22 protein-coding genes are annotated in these 19,970 nt (G+C 59.1%); 13 read left to right on the forward strand and 9 right to left on the reverse strand.

Features of this window, described 5'->3' with window-relative positions; translation table 11 throughout:
- Positions 1–4: 4 nt before the first annotated feature.
- Positions 5–1,735, reverse strand: coding sequence for an arginine--tRNA ligase (gene argS, locus ITX55_RS00290; protein ID WP_033650942.1), 1,731 nt, complete (start codon positions 1,733–1,735; stop codon positions 5–7).
- 200 nt (positions 1,736–1,935) lie between these two features.
- Between argS and ITX55_RS00295 the strand changes: the two genes are divergently transcribed.
- Both ITX55_RS00295 and ITX55_RS00300 read left to right on the forward strand, forming a co-directional pair.
- Entirely contained in the window at positions 1,936–2,094 is a 159-nt protein-coding gene (locus tag ITX55_RS00295; RefSeq protein ID WP_154219869.1) for a hypothetical protein, read from the forward strand.
- Between the two features lie 475 nt (positions 2,095–2,569).
- On the forward strand, positions 2,570–3,136 hold the full coding sequence (locus tag ITX55_RS00300) for a VOC family protein (RefSeq protein WP_033643364.1): 567 nt from the start codon (positions 2,570–2,572) through the stop codon (positions 3,134–3,136).
- Here ITX55_RS00300 and ITX55_RS00305 read toward each other — a convergent pair.
- Positions 3,133–4,281 carry a MalY/PatB family protein gene (locus tag ITX55_RS00305; protein WP_108680915.1) on the reverse strand — a complete coding sequence of 383 codons (1,149 nt, stop codon included), beginning with the start codon at positions 4,279–4,281 and terminating at the stop codon, positions 3,133–3,135. The genes ITX55_RS00300 and ITX55_RS00305 overlap by 4 nt on opposite strands.
- A 101-nt stretch (positions 4,282–4,382) precedes the next feature.
- On the opposite strand from ITX55_RS00305, the gene cutC reads away from it, so the two are divergent.
- From cutC to ITX55_RS00320, 3 genes are all read left to right on the forward strand, one after another.
- On the forward strand, positions 4,383–5,141 hold the full coding sequence (cutC, locus tag ITX55_RS00310; RefSeq protein WP_033643362.1) for a copper homeostasis protein CutC: 759 nt from the start codon (positions 4,383–4,385) through the stop codon (positions 5,139–5,141).
- 431 nt (positions 5,142–5,572) lie between these two features.
- Positions 5,573–5,977: a hypothetical protein gene (locus ITX55_RS00315; protein ID WP_033643360.1), complete on the forward strand. Its 405-nt coding sequence runs from the start codon at positions 5,573–5,575 to the stop codon at positions 5,975–5,977.
- Positions 5,974–7,695 (forward strand): FKBP-type peptidyl-prolyl cis-trans isomerase N-terminal domain-containing protein, encoded by a 1,722-nt coding sequence (locus ITX55_RS00320; RefSeq protein WP_108680913.1) that lies wholly within the window; start codon positions 5,974–5,976, stop codon positions 7,693–7,695. The genes ITX55_RS00315 and ITX55_RS00320 overlap by 4 nt, the downstream gene beginning before the upstream one ends.
- A gap of 36 nt (positions 7,696–7,731) precedes the next feature.
- Here ITX55_RS00320 and cmoB read toward each other — a convergent pair whose 3' ends face one another.
- From cmoB to ITX55_RS00345, 5 genes are all read right to left on the reverse strand, one after another.
- Positions 7,732–8,703 carry a tRNA 5-methoxyuridine(34)/uridine 5-oxyacetic acid(34) synthase CmoB gene (cmoB, locus tag ITX55_RS00325; protein WP_108680912.1) on the reverse strand — a complete coding sequence of 324 codons (972 nt, stop codon included), beginning with the start codon at positions 8,701–8,703 and terminating at the stop codon, positions 7,732–7,734.
- Complete coding sequence (cmoA, locus tag ITX55_RS00330; RefSeq protein WP_033650946.1) at positions 8,700–9,443, reverse strand: carboxy-S-adenosyl-L-methionine synthase CmoA; 744 nt, start codon at positions 9,441–9,443, stop codon at positions 8,700–8,702. Before cmoA ends, cmoB begins: the two co-directional genes overlap by 4 nt.
- A 102-nt stretch (positions 9,444–9,545) precedes the next feature.
- Positions 9,546–9,941 carry an MAPEG family protein gene (locus ITX55_RS00335; protein WP_004932387.1) on the reverse strand — a complete coding sequence of 132 codons (396 nt, stop codon included), beginning with the start codon at positions 9,939–9,941 and terminating at the stop codon, positions 9,546–9,548.
- Positions 9,942–10,043: 102 nt separating this feature from the next.
- Entirely contained in the window at positions 10,044–10,859 is an 816-nt protein-coding gene (locus ITX55_RS00340; protein WP_197756065.1) for a DUF72 domain-containing protein, read from the reverse strand.
- A 52-nt stretch (positions 10,860–10,911) separates the two neighbouring features.
- Positions 10,912–11,490 carry a hydrolase gene (locus tag ITX55_RS00345; protein WP_033643355.1) on the reverse strand — a complete coding sequence of 193 codons (579 nt, stop codon included), beginning with the start codon at positions 11,488–11,490 and terminating at the stop codon, positions 10,912–10,914.
- A 254-nt stretch (positions 11,491–11,744) separates the two neighbouring features.
- Here ITX55_RS00345 and ITX55_RS00350 point away from each other — a divergent pair, with 254 nt between their 5' ends.
- From ITX55_RS00350 to ruvB, 7 genes are all read left to right on the forward strand, one after another.
- On the forward strand, positions 11,745–11,936 hold the full coding sequence (locus tag ITX55_RS00350; RefSeq protein WP_033632845.1) for an FmdB family zinc ribbon protein: 192 nt from the start codon (positions 11,745–11,747) through the stop codon (positions 11,934–11,936).
- Positions 11,937–12,010: 74 nt separating this feature from the next.
- Entirely contained in the window at positions 12,011–13,795 is a 1,785-nt protein-coding gene (gene aspS / locus ITX55_RS00355; RefSeq protein WP_033643354.1) for an aspartate--tRNA ligase, read from the forward strand.
- Positions 13,795–14,241 (forward strand): dihydroneopterin triphosphate diphosphatase, encoded by a 447-nt coding sequence (gene nudB / locus ITX55_RS00360; RefSeq protein WP_004932373.1) that lies wholly within the window; start codon positions 13,795–13,797, stop codon positions 14,239–14,241. Before aspS ends, nudB begins: the two co-directional genes overlap by 1 nt.
- Before the next feature lie 19 nt (positions 14,242–14,260).
- Positions 14,261–15,004: a YebC/PmpR family DNA-binding transcriptional regulator gene (locus ITX55_RS00365; protein WP_004932370.1), complete on the forward strand. Its 744-nt coding sequence runs from the start codon at positions 14,261–14,263 to the stop codon at positions 15,002–15,004.
- A 57-nt stretch (positions 15,005–15,061) separates the two neighbouring features.
- Entirely contained in the window at positions 15,062–15,583 is a 522-nt protein-coding gene (gene ruvC, locus ITX55_RS00370) for a crossover junction endodeoxyribonuclease RuvC (RefSeq protein ID WP_004932367.1), read from the forward strand.
- Positions 15,584–15,695: 112 nt separating this feature from the next.
- A complete protein-coding gene (ruvA, locus tag ITX55_RS00375) occupies positions 15,696–16,307 on the forward strand; it encodes a Holliday junction branch migration protein RuvA (protein ID WP_033643353.1) in 612 nt (203 codons plus the stop codon).
- A 19-nt stretch (positions 16,308–16,326) separates the two neighbouring features.
- On the forward strand, positions 16,327–17,331 hold the full coding sequence (gene ruvB, locus ITX55_RS00380; RefSeq protein ID WP_033643352.1) for a Holliday junction branch migration DNA helicase RuvB: 1,005 nt from the start codon (positions 16,327–16,329) through the stop codon (positions 17,329–17,331).
- Positions 17,332–17,392: 61 nt separating this feature from the next.
- On the opposite strand, the gene znuB is transcribed toward ruvB, so the two are convergent.
- On the reverse strand, positions 17,393–18,178 hold the full coding sequence (znuB, locus tag ITX55_RS00385; protein ID WP_060660627.1) for a zinc ABC transporter permease subunit ZnuB: 786 nt from the start codon (positions 18,176–18,178) through the stop codon (positions 17,393–17,395).
- On the reverse strand, positions 18,175–18,933 hold the full coding sequence (gene znuC / locus ITX55_RS00390; RefSeq protein ID WP_089191899.1) for a zinc ABC transporter ATP-binding protein ZnuC: 759 nt from the start codon (positions 18,931–18,933) through the stop codon (positions 18,175–18,177). The genes znuB and znuC overlap by 4 nt, the downstream gene beginning before the upstream one ends.
- A gap of 78 nt (positions 18,934–19,011) precedes the next feature.
- Here znuC and znuA point away from each other — a divergent pair, with 78 nt between their 5' ends.
- Entirely contained in the window at positions 19,012–19,956 is a 945-nt protein-coding gene (gene znuA / locus ITX55_RS00395) for a zinc ABC transporter substrate-binding protein ZnuA (RefSeq protein WP_033644289.1), read from the forward strand.
- The last annotated feature ends 14 nt before the right edge of the window (positions 19,957–19,970 follow it).

Consider the following 19,970-nt stretch of genomic DNA (forward strand, 5'->3'; position numbering starts at 1 on the left):
CGGTTTACATGCGCTCGACGGTTTCGATCCCCAGCGTATCCAGGCCGGTTTTCAGCGTTTTGGCGGTCAGCAGCGCCAGCTTCAGGCGGCTCTGACGGGCTTCTTCGCTGTCGGCGTTGAGGATCTGGCAGTGCTCGTAGAAGCCGGAGAACAAGCCGGCCAGATCGTACAGGTAGCTGCACATGACGTGCGGCGTGCCTTCACGCGCGACGGCGGTGAGCACCTCTTCGAACTGCAGCAGGCGAGTGGCCAGCGCAATTTCACGCTCTTCGGTCAGGGTCAGCGGCAGCGTCAGGCTGCTTTCGTCGATCCCGGCGCGTTTGAATACCGATGCCACACGGGTATAGGCGTATTGCATGTAAGGCGCGGTATTGCCTTCGAAGGCCAGCATGTTATCCCAGTCGAAAACATAGTCGGTGGTGCGGCTTTTCGACAGATCGGCGTATTTCACCGCGCCGATACCGACCACGCGAGCGATGGTCTTCATTTCGTCTTCCGGCATGTCCGGGTTTTTGCCGGCGATCAACTGTTCGGCGCGTTCGATGGCTTCATCCAGCAGATCGGAGAGCTTCACGGTGCCGCCTGAGCGGGTTTTGAACGGCTTGCCGTCTTTGCCCAGCATCATGCCGAACATGTGATGTTCCAGCGAGACGGACTCCGGCACATAACCGGCTTTGCGCACGATGGTCCAGGCCTGCATCAGGTGCTGATGCTGGCGGGAATCGATGTAATACAGCACGCGATTGGCGCCCAGGGTCTCGTAGCGATACTTGGCGCAGGCGATATCGGTGGTGGTATAGAGGTAGCCGCCATCCTTTTTCTGGATGATGACGCCCATCGGGTCGCCGTCCTTGTTCTGGTATTCGTCGAGGAACACCACGGTGGCGCCTTCGCTTTCCACCGCCAGCCCTTTGGCTTTCAGATCGGCGACGATGCCCGGCAGCATCGCGTTATACAGGCTTTCGCCCATCACGTCGTCTTCGGTCAGCGTGACGTTCAGGCGGTTATAGGTCAGCTGGTTTTGCGCCATGGTGATGTCGACCAGCTTGCGCCACATTTTCAGGCAGTATTGATCGCCGCCCTGCAGCTTCACGACGTAAGCGCGTGCGCGCTCGGCGAACTCGGCGTCTTCATCGTAATGCTTCTTGGCTTCGCGGTAGAACTGCTCGAGATCGGACAAGCCCATATCGCTGGCGTTTTCATTCTGCATTTTTTCCAGGTAGGCAATCAGCATGCCGAACTGGGTGCCCCAGTCGCCGACGTGGTTGGCGCGGATCACTTTATGGCCCAGAAACTCCTGAGTACGCGCTGCGGCGTCGCCGATGATGGTGGAGCGCAGGTGGCCGACGTGCATTTCTTTCGCCACGTTCGGCGCGGAATAGTCGATAACGATGGTTTGCGGTTCAACCGGCGCAATGCCCAATTTCGGTGCGTTCAGCACCTGGTCGGCCTGGCGGGCGACCCAGTCGCTGTTCAGGAAGATATTGATAAAGCCGGGGCCGGCGATTTCCACTTTACTGGCGACGTCGCCGAGATCCAGCAGTTGCACCACTTTTTCCGCCAGTTGACGGGGCGGCATGCCCAGCTTTTTGGCGACTGACATCACGCCGTTGGCCTGGTAATCACCAAACTGCGCCTTGGCGGATGGGCGGACCTGCGCTTCGCAATCGGCTGGCGCGCCAGCGGCGATCAGCGCCTGGCTGACTTTATCTGAAAGAAGAACCTGAATATTCACCGGGTTACCTTAATGACGAACGAGGGGCCGAAACCAGCCCCCGAGGGATTCAACGGTGGTGGTCAACGGCGCGCGGGCGGCGGCGACCTCCACAAAACAGCCTGCAATTGTAACCGATCTGAGGGAGCCCGTCAGCAGTTGGCGCGACCGCAGCGATGAAACAGTTGCGGAGGCGCGCGTTATTGCCGTGGGGGTAAAAGATGGACAACCGAGAGAAGATATACGGTGGAAAAAATGAGGGGCTAGCGTTTTTTATTGCGGCGACCGGAATCCAGCGTATTGGTGCTGCGAGATTTAAAATGACGGTAGATGGCGTATACGGCGATAATTATCAACACCAAGGATATCGTCAGCAATAACATAATGATCATCTCTAATTTAAATTTCCCCCAAAGTAGCCGAGTTGAGTGGGTGAATCAATTGCCCGGCATTAAATTAAGATAATCCTTACTTTTTCATCATTTTTTGTGCGGCATTCTCTTTGTTTACAATTGGTTAAGCTTGTGGTTTTGTGTGACTTATATAAGTGGGCGAGGTTTGATTAAGCGCAAAAAATCAATCGATTTGGCCCGCAGGTGGCGGAGGGTTTTGTGCAAAATAACTTAAATTTTACTGTCATAAGGAAATGATATAATGGATTGCGAAAAATCCTATTTTTTATTTAATTGCCGAATTAATAAGCTGCCATCTTAATAAGCGCTGGGTTTTTCGTCCTCCATCCAGAACCGAAAATTATGCTGTACTGCCGCTGAAAAATCTCGCCACTCTGGCGAGCGCCGTCGCCACCGTGTAAATTACGGCGTTTAACTTTGCGCTCGTTGTTTTGAGGTTTCTATGACCAATCCCTTGCAGGCCATTGCCGAGCTTGACGATCTGAGGCTCGACCTGCCGCGTTTCGAGCAGGCGTTGCAACAATTCGCCGCCAGATTGCAGCTTGACCTGTCCTCGTTTACCGCCGATCACATTTCCTTGCGCTGTCACCAGAACGCTACCGCCGAACGCTGGCGCCAGGGATTGATGCAGTGCGGGACACTGTTGTCCGAATCGATGATCAACGGGCGGCCTATCTGTCTGTTTGATTTACAGCAGCCGCTGGCCGTGGGGCCGTGGCGGATAGATTGCGTCGAGCTGCCGTATCCCGGGGAGAAACGGTATCCGCATGAAGGGTGGGAACATGTCGAGCTAGTGCTGAGCGGCGATCCGCAGACGTTGCACGCCCGCGCGTTGAGCCATCTCGCTGATGAAGCGTTGCTGGCGCCGGGGATCAAGCTGAAGCAAAGCTCGCCAAAAGGCGAGGGCGAGCGGTTGCCGAACCCGACGTTGGCCATCACCGATGGAACGGTCACGATCAAGTTTCATCCTTACTCCATTCGGGACATTGTCGCCAGCGAGCAAGGCTAGTCGAACAGCGTGGCGCAGGCCCGCGCCATGCGATCGAGCGCTTCATCGAGCAGGGCCCGCCGACAACCGAAGTTCAGTCGTACAAAGCGCCGATCGCCGAAATCCAAACCGGCGCTTAATCCAACGCCCGCTCGCTCGAAGAACTGATGCGGATTGTCCACCGGCAACGCCCCGCAGTCGATCCAGGCCAAATAGGTGGCTTCAATCGGCAACAACTTCAATCCCGGCATGGCGTTGATGCGCTCTGTCACCCGATCGCGATTGGCGCGCAGATAAATCAACTGCTCGTCCAGCCAGGGTTGCCCGTATTGATAGGCCGCTTGGGCGGCGACCAGCGCCAGCAGATTGATCTCCGGCACGATGCCGCTGCGCGCGCGTTTCAGCTTTTGTCGCAGCGCCTCATTAGGGACGATCGCCATCGAGGCGCCCAGCCCGGCGAGATTAAACGCCTTTGACGGCGACATCAGCGTTACGCTGCGCTGGGCCGCGTCTTCGTTCAGGGTGGCGAAAGGAATATGCCGTGCGCCGGGTTCAAGCAGCAATTCGCAGTGGATTTCATCCGAACAGACGATTAAATCGTGCTCGCGGGCGAACTGATGGTGCTGCGACAGCTCTTCTCGACGATAAACGGTGCCTCCGGGATTTTGCGGGTTGCACAGCAGCAGGAGCTTCTCATTGCCGCTGAGCTGCCCATGCAGCGCGGAAAAATCCAGCACCCAACGTTGGCCTGTTGCCGCCAGCGGTACCGAGAGGTGCTTGCGCCCGGCGAATTTGGCCGCTTTGCGAAATGGCGGATAAATGGGGCTGGGCGCGAGCGTGCTCTGATGGTCTTCGGTGAAGGCGCGCACGCACAGGTTCAAGCCGCACACCAGGCCGGGCAGGAAAAGGATCCATTCAGGCTTGATGTGCCAGCGGTAGCGCTCTACCATGCGGCGGGTAAAAACCTCAAGAAGATCGGGGGATGGGTGCGTGTAGCCGAACACGCCGTGCGCCACGCGCCGCTGCAAGGCGTCGATGACCGCCGGCGGGGAGGCGAAGTCGCTGTCGGCGACCCACAGTGGAATGATGTCGCGGTCGCGATATTTATCCCACTTAACGCTGTCACTGTGACTGCGGTCTACCCATTGATCAAAATTGAATGCCATAGTTACAACCCTGAGCCGGTTTATGCCTAAGCATGAGCCTACGTGAGAAATGAAGAAATGAACAATTGCCGCCGTATGTTGGCCGTTATCTGGGGGTGACAATGATAAAACTGGAAGTTTGTTGCTTTAGCGTCGACTGCGCGCTAACGGCCGAACGGGCGGGCGCCGATCGTATCGAGTTATGCGCCAGCCAGAGCGAGGGCGGATTGACGCCGAGTTATGGCACGCTGCGTTTGGCGCGGGAACGGGTTTCGATTCCGGTTCATCCGATCGTACGCCCTCGCGGTGGCGATTTCTGTTATGGCGCGGTGGATTTCGAGGTGATCAAGCAGGATATCCGCCAGATCCGCGAGTTGGGATTCCCCGGCGTGGTCGTCGGCATGCTGGACGAAGAAGGGCATATCGATCTGCCGCGGATGCGCGAGGTAATGACGTTGTGCGAGGGGATGGCTGTCACGTTCCATCGCGCATTCGACATGTGTCAAAACCCGATGGTGGCGCTGGAGCAACTAACCGACCTGGGCGTGGCGCGCATTCTGACTTCCGGTCAACAGCAGAGCGCCGAACTGGGCCTGCCGCTGTTGCGTGATTTGCGTCAGGCCAGCCAGGGTCCGGTGATCATGGCGGGCGCCGGCGTGCGTCTGAGCAATTTGCACAAGTTTGTCGATATCGGCCTGCATGAATTGCACAGCTCTTCCGGCCATCTGGTGCCATCGACCATGCGTTATCGCAAGGCGGGGGTCACCATGTGTTCCGATAACGAGTTTGACGAATTTAGCCATTATTGCGTGGATGGCGAAATGGTGGAGGCGATGAAAAACGCGCTGGCCTTGGTTGACCCCTTGGCGCAAAGCGCATAAACACGCAGCTAACCGCGTTTGATAACCGGTTTCCGGGCCGTAAGACCCCTTTGCGTGTCACTGGCCTTCGGTGATCACGCAAGTACCAGGCCCCGGCGTTTTGCCGGGGCTTTTTTTATGCCTTGTTAAGACACTGCGCCCATTCCTGCACTGTTGCTCGCTCGGTCAGGCGCCATCTCTTCTCTTGCGCTCGTCATGCCCTGCTGATAAGTTTGTGAGTTAAAATCCTTTAAATATCATAATATTAAATGATTTTTTGGTATGTATTGGCGTGGTGAATGATTTGCGCTCTGCCGTTCATCACCGCGTCTGCATTTCTATACCTATTCACCGCCGGTTTTTATGGCCGGAACATCACAGCACCAATGAGGAGAGCCGTCGGCGCAGCCACAGAGCACGTCGACGGCGGACTTTACAAGGAGATAACGATAATGACCCGTACGGCACACTGTTTGACCGCTGCGCTTTTGCTGACCTTGGCCCTGACCGGCTGCCAGACCACCAAGCGGCCTGTTTCAACCTTAAGTAAGCCCCCCAGCGCAGAAGAAATTGCGGAGCAAGACAAACGGCAACGTGAGGCCGAACGCATGCAGCAGTGCCAGCGCGAGCTGGATGCCATGCGCGGCATGGATAACGAAAAATACCAAAAATTCAAACGCGAATTCGATGCTTTGATGGGCGGCGCCGCGCAGTATGCCGGGGTGCGTCAGCGGGTCAACACGGGGACGCAGGAAACCGTTGACGCCCTGTATCGTTATCGCACCAGCCGTCTGTGCGCAGACATCAGTTCTGCCATGATGACCGGTCTGGCTGAGCGTGGAGAGCGCACCCAATGACCCCGCGTGCGAGAAAGGCGTTACTGAGCCTGATGATACCGTTGGCGTTTGCGCCGGCGGTGGCCGCTGCGGATGACGATGTGCCGGCGTTATTGCAGTTTGCCGAGCGCTACCAGCGGCAGGATGCACCGGCAGCGGAGGCTGATGCCGCCGTCACGCAACCCCAGGCCCCCCAGAAGTCGGCATCCCGCCAGCTTCAAACGCGTGAGGCGACGGCGCAGAAGCAGCAGCTGGCGCAGTGGCAAAAGGCGCTGCGCGAGAAAGATGCCCGACTGGAGCAACAGCAGGCTTCCATTCAATCACTGCAGCAGGAGCTGACCGCATTGCGCGTCGCGTCTTCCCTGGCGGCTGCCGATAAACCGGCTCCGGCGCCCGATCTGAGCGCGTTGAGCGACTTTGCCAGCGGCGTGCGGCAGGCGCTGAACCTGACGCCGCAGGAGCGTAAGGCTCAGGCGCAAATCGCCGAGGCGCAAGCGGCGTTAGCGCGGCAAAAGCAGCAAACCGAGGAGCGGGATCGACGCATCGCATCGCTGGAGCAACGGTTGGCGGCGTTGCCAAAACAGTCTGATAACGCGCAGCAACAGGTTTGGCAGGAGAAACTGGCGGCGGCGCAAGCTGCCAACGATAAAGCGCGCCAGCGTTATGAACAGGACCGAAAAGCGGCCGCCGCTGAACTGGAACAGCAGAGGGCCGAAGCCGCCAAGGCGCTCGGCGTACTGCAACAGCAGCTGACGCAGTTGCAAAAAGAGCAGGAAAGCCAACGCCAGCACGGTGGGCAGCAAGAGAAAAACCTGAAGATGGCGCTGGATCAGCAAAAGGCCGAGGCCGCCAAGGCGACGGGTGAACTTCAGCAGCAGCTGGCGCAGCTGCAGGAAAAAAACAAGACGCAAACCGAGCAAGCTAAAGCGTTGGAACAACGTTTGGCGGTGGTAACGGCGGAAAGCGCGCAGGCTGCGCAGCAACGGGATAAAGCGGCGCAACAGGCGGATAAAACGGCGACGGAGCTGGCGGCCGCGCATCAGGCGCAGCAAGCCTTGCGTGAGGAACTGGACGGGCTGAGATCGCGGGCCAAATGGCTGCCGGATAGGCAAGCGCTGAAGAAAAAGCCGGAGCAACAGAGCTATGCCGCCGGTGTCGCTTTGGGGCGCGATATTCAAACGATGCTGGCGGAGCGTAAAAATTGGGGTATCACGCCCGACAAAACCGTGCTGCTGGCGGGCGTGATCGATACCTTCAACGGCCATTACCAGTTGAGCGATGCGCAGTTGACCAGCGCACTGGCGGAGTCGGAAAAAGCGGTGAACGACGCCAGAAACCAGGCGGCGAAGACGCAGGCCAGCAAAGGTGAGGCGTTCGTCGCCGAGTTCCAAAAGAAGAAGGGCACGCAGAAGTCGCCTTCCGGTTTCTGGTATCGCATCGATTATGCGGGTGATGAGGCCATTACGGAAAACGCGCGGGTGGATATCGTGGTGAAAGAAAGTTTAACCGACGGTCGCGTGATTCAGGATATGGATCGCAGTGGGAAGGTGATGTCCCAGCCGCTCTCCGCCTATCCGCCGTTGTTCCGCGAGGCTATCGGCCATCTGAAAAATCACGGCTCGCTGACGATGGTGGTGCCGCCGGCGTTGGCGTACGGTGAAACTGGCTATGCGCCGCAGATCCCGCCAAACGCGACGATGGTTTATGAACTGCGGATTGTCGATGTCAGTAACGGGTGAAGGCGGGCCGGCGTAGGCCGGCCCGATTAGCGTGCGCTAGGGCTTTTTGGCGATCAGCACGGCGCGCAGCGGCGCCGGATAGCCTTCGACCGTTTTGCTGCGATCGTTCGGATCGAGGAATTCGGCCAACGATTCGCTGGTCATCCAGTCAGTGCGTCGCTGCTCTTCGAGGCTGGTGACGCACATATCGGCGATCTTCACGTCGACAAAGCCGCACTTCTCCAGCCAGCATTTCAGCGCTTCGGCGGAAGGGATGAAATACACGTTGCGCATCTGCGCATAACGGTCGCCCGGCACCAGCACCTGGTGACGGTCGCCTTCCACCACCAGCGTTTCCAGCACCAGCTCACCTTCAGCTACCAGCTGATTTTTCAACTGATGGAGATGATCGAGCGGCGAGCGGCGATGATACAGCACCCCCATCGAGAACACGGTGTCGAACGCCGCCAGATCCGGCAACTGCTCGATGCCGAGCGGCAGCAGATGGGCGCGCTGATCGCCGCCCAACAGTTTGCGCACGGCTTCAAACTGGCACAGGAACAGCTGCATCGGATCGATACCCACGGCGAAGTGTGCGCCGGCGCCAATCATGCGCCACAGGTGATAGCCGCTGCCACAGCCGACGTCGAGAATGGTGCGGCCGGCCAGCGGAGAAATGTGCGGCAGTACGCGATCCCATTTCCAGTCGGAATGCCATTCGGTATCGATATCGATGCCATACAGCGAGAAGGGCCCTTTGCGCCACGGCATCAGGGTGCGCAGCATTTTCTCGATGCCTTCAAGCTGGCCCGGCGACAGCCCCGGCTCCATCTCGGCGCGCACGCCGTGCAGCAGATCGAGACGGGTGGGAGTCAGCGTCGGCAAATGCTCCACCGAGTTGAACCACTGCTTGAATTTGCCGTGCAGCGATTCGCGCTGCCAGGCGCTCAGCTGAGCGGGCAACGTATCCAGCCAGTGGCTGAGGGGGCTCTTGGCAATGCGCTGATAGAAGTCACCAAACTCGATCATTGCGCATCCCCCGCTTTCAGAGCGATCAATGAACCGAAGTTGAAGCACTGGAACCACACTTCGGCATGCTCGAATCCAGCCTGTTGCAGACGCGCCTTGTGCGCTTCCACCGAGTCGGTGAGCATCACGTTTTCCAGCATGCTGCGTTTTTGGCTGATCTCCAGCTCGCTGTACCCGTTGGCGCGCTTGAAATCGTGGTGCATGTTGAACAGCAGCTCGCCGACTTCGGCGTCTTCAAAGCTGAACTTTTCCGACAGCACCAGTGCGCCGCCCGGGCGCAGGCCACGATAAATTTTTTCCAGCAGGCGCAGGCGATCGGCAGGTTCGAGGAACTGCAGCGTAAAGTTCAGCACCACCATCGAGGCGTCTTCGATATCGATGTCGCGAATATCGGCTTCGATGACGTCGACCGGCGTGTCGGCGCGGAAGGCGTCGATATGGCGGCGGCAACGTTCCACCATCGCCGGCGAATTGTCGACGGCGACGATAGTGCAGCCGGGCACCCTGATATTCCGCCGCATCGACAGCGTCGCCGCGCCCAGCGAGCAGCCCAGGTCATACACCCGGCTGTCGGGTTGCACAAAACGTTCGGCCAGCATGCCGATCATCGAGATGATGTTGGAATAGCCGGGAACGGAGCGTTGGATCATGTCGGGAAACACTTCGGCGACGCGTTCGTCGAAGGTCCAGTCGCCCAGTTTGGCGATGGGGGCTGAGAAAAGAGTATCGCGGTTTGGCATAGCGGCAAATCAGTTCAGAATTCGAAGCTGCGTAGTCTAACAGAAAAGCGTAAAAAAGCGGAGCGGAAGCAGGCGGCGCGGCCGCCTGATGATAAAACGGGATCAATGCAGGCTGAAAATCAGATCCCAGGGCAGATAGAAGATATTTGCCAGAACCATCAACAACAAAGAGATGTAGGTCGCGGCCATGCCCGAACGACGCCAGCGAACCTCGCGGTTGCGCAAACCGTAGTAATGCACCAGTCGCCCGGCCATCAGCATCAGGCCGCAAAGGTGGATCATCCAGATTTCCGCGCCGTTCATTTCCATAATCACCAGCAATACAGCAGCGATAGGAATGTATTCAACGGCGTTGCCATGCACGCGGATGGCGGTCTGCAATTCGTAAAAACCGCCGTCGCCGTAGGCTACGCGGTACTGCATCCTTAATCTGACAACGTCATAAGAGAGTTTGATCAACAACAATGCGCCGAGCACCACATAAAGCGCGCTTACCATTTTTAACTCCGTTCCCTAACCAAAACTGGCAGCCAGCATCATAGCCGTCATTGTATTCACTGTCGCGGGGAAATATTTGATGTTATTGGTCAGATTAATAGGTCAAAACAGTGCATTTTGCTCTGGCCAGCCCGGCGGCGCAGGCAAATCGGGGATCGCCCGGCGCAGCTGCTGCCAAATTTTTTGTGCTTGCTGGGGCGAATCGCCGTTGTCCGGCGTATGAATAAACAGATACGGTTGATGCTGTTGCTGCCACAGCGGCAGTTTTTGCTGCCAGGCTTCGAACCAGCGCAGGTTGTCGGCCAATTGGTCGCCGCCGATAAAACGCACCAGCGGTTGGTCGGCGGTGACTAACGCGTGCACCGGCAGCTTCGGTTTTTTCTGCTGGGCATCGCGCACGGCGGCGGTATTAGGGGCGGCGTGATGCACCGGGCGGCTGTCGAGGATCACCCGATTGATGCCGCGCTGATGCAGCCCCTGATTCAACGCGCGCTCTTCCTCGCCTTTGGCGAAAAATGCCGGATGACGCACTTCGACGCCGTAAGTGAACTCCTGCGGCAGGCTTTCGAAGAACTGCCACATGCGCGGCAGCTCATCGGGGCCGAAGGCGGCTGGCAACTGCAGCCACAATTGCCCGATGCGTTGATGCACCGGGCTCAGGCAGTGGTAAAACGCCTGCAGCTCGGCGGCGCAGTTGCGCAGGGCGGCCTTATGGCTGATGTCCGACGGGAATTTGAAGCAAAAGCGAAAATCGTCGCCGGTCATGTCGCGCCAGCGCTGCACGATTTCCAGCTTCGGCAGCGCATAGAAGGTGGTGTTGCCCTCCACACAGTTGAAGTAGCGGCTGTAATCCGCCAAGTCGCGCAGCCCGATACGGTTCCAGGCTGCATGTTGCCACTGTGGCAGTCCGATGTAGATCACGGCTTGTCTTCCTTTACTTGTGCTTGGCTTATCAGGCTACAACTTAACGTTACCGGTCGAGCGCGGCAAGAATTTCGCCGGTGTCGCGCACCCGCGCCAAACGCGGGAAGATGTGTTCGAACGCGAAACGGTGCATTTCCGCGTTCTGCGCGCTGCAGACGTCTTCGGCGATCACCAGCTCATAGCCGTGTTCCCAGGCGGCGCGGGCGGTGGATTCCACGCCGATATTGGTGGATATGCCGCCCAAGACTACGGATTTGATGCCGCGACGGCGCAGCTGCAAGTCCAGATCGGTGCCGTAGAAGGCGCCCCATTGGCGCTTGGTGATCAGAATATCGCTGTCGCAGACCGCCAGCGGCGCGGGGAACTCCCACCAGGTGGCCGGCAAACCGCCGGCGGGCGCGGGAGCCGGTTTATCCACCGGTTGTTTCAGCGCCTCGGCGAAGGAGTCTGACCAACCGACGCGCACCAACAGCACCGGCGCGCCCAGCATGCGAAAACGCGCGGCCAGCAGGGCGGCGTTCGCCACCACCTGGTCGGCGCCGTGCGGGCCGCCGGCGTAGGGCAGAATGCCGTTTTGCAAATCGATCAGCACCAGAGCGGTGGTTTGGGCGTCAAGTTTCAGCATGGATTTCATCTCGTTGCGAAGTGGATAAAAACTGTTCGGCGCGTCGGGCGAGCTGCGTTCGGCGCAAAACCGGGGGAGAATCAGGCTACGTGAAAAAACTGTCGCAGGTTAATGGGAAATTTGTTAACCGATGTGTTGATTCGAACAAAAACGCGCCATTTAGTGCAGTAACAATGCTGTGTTCGCACTTATCGGGCGGATGAATTTCCTTTATAATGACTCCCTTTTTTCAACACTCTTTAATCCAACGACCTATGCCGATTTATGAATATGCATGTGGTGCTTGCAACCATCGGTTAGAGAAATTGCAAAAATTTTCCGATGCGCCGCTGGCAGACTGCCCGGCGTGTGGGCAGCCCGCGTTGACCAAGTTGATTTCATCTTCCGGTTTCCAGCTTAAGGGCACCGGCTGGTATGCGACGGATTTTAAACCGGGTAACAAGTAGAATTTATCAGATAACAGCCGCGCGACAGGGGCGCACTAGCCCGGCGCGGCATCGGCTGTGTAAAAGGATAGCGTATGCGTACTGAATATTGCGGGCAGTTGAATCTGTCCCACGTGGGCCAGGAAGTCACTCTGTGTGGTTGGGTCAATCGTCGTCGCGATCTCGGCGGCCTGATCTTTATTGATATGCGCGACCGCGAAGGCATCGTGCAGGTGTTCTTCGATCCGGACGAGAAAGTGGCGTTCGACAAGGCCTACGACCTGCGCAATGAGTTCTGCATCCAGATCGTCGGCACCGTGCGTGCGCGTCCGGACAGCCAGATCAATAAAGATATGGCCACCGGCGAAGTGGAAGTGTTTGCCCACGCGCTCGAGATCATCAACCGCTCCGAGCCGCTGCCGCTGGACTCCAACCAGGTCAACAGCGAAGAAGCGCGCCTGAAATACCGCTACCTGGATCTGCGCCGCCCGGAAATGGCCGAGCGTCTGAAGACCCGCGCCAAAATCACCAGCTTCGTGCGCCGCTTCATGGACAGCCACGGCTTCCTCGACATCGAAACGCCGATGCTGACCAAAGCGACGCCGGAAGGCGCCCGCGATTACCTGGTGCCGAGCCGCGTGCACAAGGGCAAATTCTACGCGTTGCCGCAGTCTCCGCAGCTGTTTAAACAGCTGCTGATGATGTCCGGCTTCGATCGTTACTATCAGATCGTCAAATGCTTCCGTGACGAAGACCTGCGTGCGGACCGTCAGCCTGAATTTACCCAGATCGACGTCGAAACCTCCTTCATGACCGCCGACCAGGTGCGTGAAGTGATGGAGAAACTGGCGCGTGAACTGTGGCTGGACGTGAAGGGTGTGGATCTGGGCGATTTCCCGGTCATGACCTTCGCCGAAGCGATGCGTCGCTTTGGTTCCGATAAGCCGGACCTGCGTAACCCGCTGGAGCTGGTGGACGTGGCCGACCTGGTCAAGGACGTCGAGTTCAAAGTATTCTCCGGCCCGGCCAACGACGCCAAAGGCCGCGTGGCGGCGATCCGCGTACCGGGCGGCGCACAGCTGACCCGCAAGCAGATCGATGAGTACGGCGCTTTCGTCAACATCTACGGCGCGAAAGGCCTGGCCTGGCTGAAGGTCAACGACCGCGCCGCCGGCATGGAAGGCGTGCAGAGCCCGATCGCCAAATTCCTCAGCGCGGAAGTGCTGGAAGCTGTCCTGGCGCGTACCGACGCGCAGACCGGCGACATCCTGTTCTTCGGCGCAGACAGCTTCAAGATTGTCACCGATGCGATGGGCGCACTGCGCCTGAAGCTGGGGCGCGATCTGGGGCTGACCCAACTCGACAGCTGGGCGCCGCTGTGGGTGGTCGACTTCCCGATGTTCGAAGAAGACGAAGAGGGCGGCCTGGCGGCGATGCACCACCCGTTCACCTCGCCGCGCGACATGAGCCCGGAAGAGCTGGCCGCAGCGCCGGTCAACGCTATCGCCAACGCTTATGACATGGTCATCAACGGTTACGAAGTGGGCGGCGGTTCGGTGCGTATTCACCGCAGCGAAATGCAGCAAACGGTATTCAGCATTCTGGGCATCGACGAACACGAACAGCGCGAGAAGTTCGGCTTCCTGCTGGACGCGCTGAAGTACGGCACGCCGCCGCACGCCGGCCTGGCCTTCGGCCTGGACCGTCTGGTGATGCTGCTGACCGGCACCGACAATATCCGCGACGTGATCGCCTTCCCGAAAACCACCGCGGCGGCCTGTCTGATGACCGACGCCCCGAGCTTCGCCAACCCGGCGTCGCTGCAGGAGCTGGCGATCAGCGTGGTAAAGAAAGCCGGTGCGGAACAAGAGAGCGAGTGATGAGTTATAAGCGCCCTGAATCTATCCTGGTAGTGATTTACGCGAAATCCAGTGGTCGGGTGCTGATGTTACAGCGGCGCGACGATACCGAGTTCTGGCAGTCGGTCACCGGCAGTCTGGAGCAGGATGAGTCGCCACCGCATGCCGCGCGGCGTGAAGTCATGGAAGAAGTCGGCATCGATATCGAAGCAGAGCACCTGCCGTTGTTCGATTGCCAACGCTGCGTGGAGTTTGAACTCTTTGTCCATTTGCGACATCGCTATGCGCCGGGAACCACGCGCAATAAAGAGCACTGGTTCTGTCTGGCGTTGCCCGAGGAGCGCGATCCGGTGATTACCGAGCATCACGCTTACCAATGGCTTGAGGCGGCCGAGGCCGTGAAGTTGACCAAGTCGTGGAGCAATCAGCAGGCGATTGAAGAGTTCGTGATCAATTCAGTCCAGTAGTTTTTTTCGGAGATTTTTTATGGCAGGTCATAGTAAGTGGGCCAACACAAAGCACCGTAAAGCGGCGCAGGACGCCAAGCGCGGTAAAATTTTCACCAAGATTATTCGTGAGCTGGTCACTGCCGCGAAGCTGGGCGGCGGCGATCCGGATTCCAACCCGCGTCTGCGCGCGGCGATGGACAAGGCGCTGTCGAACAACATGACGCGCGACACCATGAACCGGGCGATCGCGCGTGGCGTGGGCGGCGATGATGATACCAACATGGAAACCATCATCTACGAAGGCTACGGCCCTGGCGGCACCGCCGTCATGATTGAATGCCTGAGTGACAACCGTAACCGCACCGTGGCGGAAGTGCGTCACGCCTTCACCAAATGCGGCGGCAACCTGGGTACCGACGGTTCCGTTGCCTACCTGTTCACCAAGAAGGGCGTAATCACTTACGCACCGGGCCTGGATGAAGACAGCGTGATGGAAGCGGCGCTGGAAGCCGGTGCGGAAGACATCGTGACCTATGACGATGGCGCCATCGACGTGTTCACCGCCTGGGAAAGCCTGGGCGCGGTGAAAGACGCGCTGACCGCGGCAGGCTTCGAAGCCGAAGCGGCGGAAGTGTCGATGATCCCATCGACCAAGGCCGACATGGACGCGGAAACGGCGCCTAAGCTGCTGCGCCTGATCGATATGCTGGAAGACTGCGACGACGTGCAGGAAGTTTACCATAACGGTGAGATCTCCGACGAAGTGGCGGCGACGCTGTAATCCGGTAAAACGGGCGCCGCCATCAGGCGGCGCCGTGCATGCAAGGTGGATGTAGATATGGCGATCATACTCGGTATCGATCCCGGCTCACGCGTCACCGGCTATGGCCTTATCCGCCAGCAGGGGCGCCAGTTGAGCTATATCGCCAGCGGCTGCATCCGCACGGTGGTGGACGACATGCCGACGCGGCTGAAGCTGATTTACGCCGGCGTCAGCGAGATCATCACCCAGTTTCAGCCCGACTTCTTCGCCATCGAACAGGTGTTTATGGCCAAGAACCCGGATTCGGCGCTCAAGCTCGGCCAGGCGCGCGGCGTCGCGATCGTCGCGGCGGTGAATCAGAATCTGGAAGTGTTCGAGTATGCGGCGCGGCAGGTCAAACAAACCGTGGTCGGCACCGGCGCAGCCGAAAAGGCGCAGGTGCAGCACATGGTGCGCTCGCTGCTCAAACTCTCGGCCAACCCGCAGGCGGACGCCGCCGACGCCCTGGCTATCGCCATCACCCACTGCCACCTCAGCCAGAACGTGCTGCGGATGAGCGAAGGGCGGCTTAACCTGGCGCGCGGGCGTTTGCGCTGACGCGAAGCGATGATTGCTCAGGCTGGATATTCATCCAGCCTTTTTTATGTTATAAGCTTTACCAGCAACGGCATGGCAGGGCGCCATGCCCGGTCATTCTGCAGGAGGGTAAATGATAGGTCGTCTCAGAGGAAATATTCTGGAAAAGCAGCCGCCGCTAGTGTTATTGGAGGCGAACGGCGTGGGCTATGAAGTGCACATGCCGATGACCTGCTTTTACGAGCTGCCGGAACTGGGGCAAGAGGCCATCGTGTTTACCCACTTCGTGGTGCGCGAAGACGCGCAGCTGCTGTATGGTTTCAACGATAAGCAAGAGCGCGCGCTGTTCCGCGAGCTGATCAAGGTCAACGGCGTCGGGCCGAAACTGGCGCTCGCGATCCTGTCCGGCATGTCCGCGCAGCAGTTCGTCAGCGCGGTGGAGCGTGAAGAGATCACCGCGCTGGTCAAGCTGCCGGGCGTGGGCAAGAAAACCGCCGAACGCCTGGTGGTAGAGATGAAAGACCGCTTCAAAGGGCTCAACGGCGATCTGTTCAACAGCAGCGAGATCAGCTTGCCGTCCGCCGCTGAGAAAGCGCCTGAGGCGGATGCGGAGGCCGAAGCGGTCTCGGCATTGGTGGCGCTGGGCTATAAGCCGCAGGAAGCCAGCCGCATGGTCAGCAAAATTGCCAAACCGGGTGCCGACTGCGAGACCCTGATCCGCGACGCGTTGCGCGCTGCTTTGTAAGGCCGCTAAGAGGTAGATAATGATTGAAGCCGATCGCCTGATCTCCGCCGAACCGCTCAACGAGGAAGAAGTCCTCGATCGCGCCATTCGTCCCAAGCTGCTGACCGAATATGTGGGCCAGCCGCACGTGCGCGAGCAGATGGAGATTTTCATCCAGGCGGCCAAGCAGCGCGGCGACGCGCTCGACCACCTGCTGATCTTCGGTCCGCCGGGGCTGGGGAAAACCACCCTGGCCAACATCGTGGCCAACGAAATGGGCGTGAATTTGCGTACCACCTCCGGCCCGGTGCTGGAGAAGGCGGGCGATCTGGCGGCGATGCTGACCAACCTTGAACCGCATGACGTGTTGTTCATCGATGAGATTCACCGCCTGTCACCGGTGGTGGAAGAGGTGCTGTATCCGGCGATGGAAGACTATCAGCTGGATATCATGATCGGCGAAGGGCCGGCGGCGCGTTCGATTAAGCTCGATCTGCCGCCGTTTACCTTGGTGGGTGCAACCACCCGCGCCGGTTCGCTGACCTCACCGCTGCGCGATCGCTTCGGCATTGTCCAGCGGCTGGAGTTTTATCAGGTGGCGGATCTGCAGCACATCGTCTCGCGCAGCGCCGGCTGCCTGGGGCTGGAGCTGTCCGACGAGGGCGCCCATGAGGTAGCCCGCCGCGCGCGCGGCACGCCGCGTATCGCCAACCGTCTGTTGCGCCGGGTGCGCGACTTCGCCGAAGTGCGCGCCAACGGCGTGATCAGCGGCGCGGTGGCGGCGCAGGCGCTCGATATGCTTAACGTCGATGCCGAAGGCTTCGACTATATGGATCGCAAACTGCTGTTGGCGATTATCGACAAGTTTACCGGTGGCCCGGTCGGGTTGGATAACCTGGCGGCGGCGATCGGCGAGGAGCGCGAGACCATCGAAGACGTGATCGAACCGTTCCTGATCCAGCAGGGCTTTATCCAGCGCACGCCGCGCGGCCGTCTGGCGACGCAGCACGCCTACCGGCATTTCGGCCTCGAACGCGAAGCGTAAGTTTTTAATCCGCCAATAAGAAAGGGCCGCAGATGCGGCCCTTGTCATATCCCGGTTTTAATCAAGCCTGCTGTTTTTTAAACAGACTCAGCGTGAACAGCACGGCGGCGCAGAGCACCACCGAAGGGCCGGCAGGCGTATCGTAAAACGCCGAGAAGGTCAGGCCACCGGTAACCGCCACCATCCCGAGCAGCACCGCGATGCCCGCCATCTGCTCCGGCGTGCGCGCGAAGCGGCGAGCGGTGGCCGCCGGAATGATCAGCAGCGAGGTGATGATCAGTGCGCCGACGAATTTCATCGCCAGACCGATGGTCAAGGCGGTGACCAGCATCAGCACGGTGCGCGCCCGCGCCAGATTGACGCCGTCGACGTGCGCCAGCTCAGGGCTGATGGTCATCGACAGCAGATCGCGCCATTGCCACCACAGCACCAACAGCACCACGGCGACGCCGCCGGCGATCATCACGATGTCGCTCAGCGTGACCGACAGCAGATCGCCGAACAGATAGGCCATCAGATCGACCCGCACGTTAGACATCAACGCTACCACCACCAGCCCCAGCGACAGGGCGCTATGCGCCAGAATGCCGAGCAGGGTATCCACCGAGAGCTGCGGGCGGCGCTCCAGCCACACCAGGGCCAGGGCCAGCAGCAGCGTAATGGCGATCACCGCATAGAAGGGGTTAATGTCGAGCAGCAGACCAAAGGCGACGCCGAGCAGCGAGGCGTGCGCCAGGGTATCGCCGAAGTAGGACATCCGGCGCCAGACCACAAAGGAACCCAGCGGCCCGGCGGCGCTAGCCAGCAACACGCCGGCCAGCCAGCCGGGAAGTAACAGTTCAATCATGCTTCGCGGCTCCCGGTTTTCTTCAAGACAATTCTTCCCTGCAGATCATGGCGGTGGTTGTGGTGGTGGCGATACACCGCCAGTTGCTCTGCGCCGCGGTTGCCGAACATCGCGATGAATTCGGGATGCATCGAGACCACCTCCGGCGCGCCGGAGCAGCAGATGTGCTGATTGAGGCACAACACCTCGTCGGTTTTCGCCATCACCAGATGCAGATCGTGCGAGACCATCAGCACGGCGCACCCCAGCTCCTTGCGCAGCTGGTCGATCAGATCGTACAGCGCCAGTTGGCCATTGACGTCCACCCCTTGCGTGGGTTCGTCCAGCACCAGCAGCTGCGGTTTATTCAGCAGCGCTCGCGCCAGCAGCACGCGCTGGTTTTCGCCGCCGGAGAGCTTTTGCATGGGCTGGTTGAGCAGGTGGGCGGCGTGCACGCGTTTGAGCGCCGGCAGAATGTCGGCTTTCTTTACGCCCGGTTTCAGGCGCATAAAGCGGCTGACGGTTAATGGCAGGGTAGCGTCGAGGTGCAGCTTTTGCGGCACGTAGCCGATGCGCAGATCGGGCTCACGCTCCAGCGTGCCGGCGGTCGGTTTTACCAATCCCAGCACTACGCGCACCAGCGTGGATTTACCCGCGCCGTTCGGGCCCAGCAGGGTGAGAATACGGCCGGGCTGCAGGCTGAGGGAAATATTCGACAGCACCTTGCGGCTGCCGAAGGCGACGGAGATATTTTTTAGCGTTATCAGTGTAGACATCTCGAGATTACAGGTTGCAGAACGAAGCGAATGTTATAATATCACGCCTTGTTGATGAAAACGATGGGATTACTGATGATGGCACAGAAAAATAAATGGCTGCAGCGCACGCTGCTGGCCAGCGCACTCGTGATGGCCGGCCCGCTGAGCAGCGCTTCCGCGGCGGTGGTGACGACGATTCGTCCGCTGGGCTTTATCGCTTCGGCTATCGCCGACGGCGTGACGCCGACCGAGGTGCTGCTGCCGGATGGCGCTTCGCCGCACGACTTCGCGCTGCGGCCTTCCGATATTCAGCGTTTGCGTTCTGCCGACCTGGTGCTGTGGGTCGGACCGGACATGGAAGCGTTCCTGACCAAGGCGCTGGTGCCTATCTCGGCAACCCGCAAACTCGCCATCAGCGAACTGCCCGCGGTGAAGCCGCTGCTGATGAAAGGCGAAGATGACGACGATCATGATCATGCAGGCGAGGCGCATAACCATGCTGATGACGATCATGGGCATCATCACGGCGAGTACAATATGCACGTTTGGCTGTCGCCGGAGGTGGCAAAAGTGACCGCGATCGCGATTCACGACAGATTGTTGGAACTTATGCCGCAAAATAAGGACAAATTAGACGCAAACCTGCGCCAGTTCGAGAATCTGCTGACGCAAACTGACAAAAATGTTGGTAACATGCTTACGCCTGTGCAAGGTAAGGGTTATTTTGTTTTTCATGATGCTTACGGCTACTTTGAGAAACACTACGGTTTGAGTCCGCTGGGCCATTTTACCGTCAATCCCGAAATTCAGCCTGGAGCACAGCGCCTACACCAAATTCGAACACAGTTGGTTGAGCAGAAAGCGGTATGCGTTTTTGCTGAGCCACAATTCAGGCCGGCCGTAATCAATGCCGTCGCCAAGGGTACCACTGTGCGTTCCGGAACGCTGGACCCGCTGGGCATCGGCATCGCGCTGGGGAAGGACAGCTACGGGAAATTCCTGACACAGTTGTCAAGCCAGTACGTGAGCTGCCTGAAGTAAGCTTATGAGGATAA

Source organism: Serratia sp. EWG9, from assembly GCF_019913725.1.
In the GTDB taxonomy this organism is placed as follows: domain Bacteria; phylum Pseudomonadota; class Gammaproteobacteria; order Enterobacterales; family Enterobacteriaceae; genus Serratia; species Serratia ureilytica.